This is a genomic window from Nostocoides japonicum T1-X7 (genome assembly GCF_001046855.1).
In the GTDB taxonomy this organism is placed as follows: domain Bacteria; phylum Actinomycetota; class Actinomycetes; order Actinomycetales; family Dermatophilaceae; genus Nostocoides; species Nostocoides japonicum.
In genome coordinates this window covers 4,811,330-4,812,483 of the sequence record NZ_HF570958.1, presented here as the reverse complement: position 1 = coordinate 4,812,483, position 1,154 = coordinate 4,811,330, and the positions used below count along the sequence as shown (strand labels likewise).

The window sequence follows — 1,154 nt, the reverse complement described above, 5'->3', positions numbered from 1 at the left end:
GCACCGGCGACCCGGTCGCGGCCACGAGCGCGGCCGGTCTCGTCGTCGGCCACGTCGAGCAGGTCGAGGCGGACCGTGCCGACCGGGCCGCCTTCGCCCGGCAGGCGGCGGTGGACCCCTACCAGGCGACACCGGGCGCCGACCTCCTCACGGCGCTGCACGGCAAGGACGTGCTCCTCGTCTTCGTCGAGAGCTACGGGCGGGTGGCGCTCGACGGGCCGGCGACGGTGACGACCCCCGTGTCGGCGGCCCTCACCCGAGCCCAGTCCGCCTTGTCCCGCGGGGGCTGGTCGAGCCGCAGCGCCCTGCTCACCTCCTCGACGTACGGCGGCCTGAGCTGGCTCGCCCACTCGACGCTCCAGTCGGGCCTGTGGGTCGACGACCAGCAGCGCTACGACGACCTCGTCGCCGGCGACCGGCTCACCCTGAGCAGCGCGTTCCGGCGGGCCGGCTGGCGGACGGCGAGCGTGGTGCCCTCCGACCACGGGCCGTGGTGGGTCGGGTCACGCTTCTACCGGTTCGACGCGATGTCCGACGCCGACGACCTCGGGTACACGGGCCCGTCCTTCGGGTATGCCGACGTCCCCGACGAGTTCACCCTCGCCCGGCTGGCCCAGCGCGAGCTCGCTCCGGGGCACCGACCGGTCATGGCGGAGGTCGACCTCGTCTCGAGCCATGGGCCGTGGACTCCCCTGCCGTCCCTCGTCCCGTGGGCCGAGGCGACCGACAGCTCGGTCTATGCGGGCATGCCGGCGGGGCAGCCGAGCGCGGCGCAGATCTGGCCGACACCGGCCCGGGTCCAGGCGTCGTACGGACGGTCGATCGCCTACTCCCTCGACTCCCTCGTCGCGTTCGTCGAGAACGCCCACGACGACAACCTCGTCCTCGTCGTCCTCGGCGACCACCAGCCCGCGAGCATCGTGTCCGGGCCGCACAGCGACCGCGACGTGCCGATCAGCATCATCAGCCACGACCCGTCGGTCCTGGACCGCATCGACGGGTGGGGCTGGCAGGACGGGCTCCGGCCGACGCCGGAGGCGCCCCGGTGGCGGATGGACCAGTTCCGCGACCGTTTCCTCGCGGCGTACCGCTGATCGTGGTCCGGGCCGCGTCAGCCGGACTTCCTTCGTGGATCTGAAGGAAGGGCGGCGTCA

General features: G+C 73.6%; 1 protein-coding gene. It reads left to right on the top strand.

The genetic code is table 11. The features are described from left to right. Positions 1-1,094, top strand: a 1,094-nt coding sequence (locus tag BN12_RS21870; protein WP_048555646.1) for a sulfatase-like hydrolase/transferase, incomplete at its 5' end; no start/stop codon positions are given. Between the last annotated feature and the right edge of the window lie 60 nt (positions 1,095-1,154).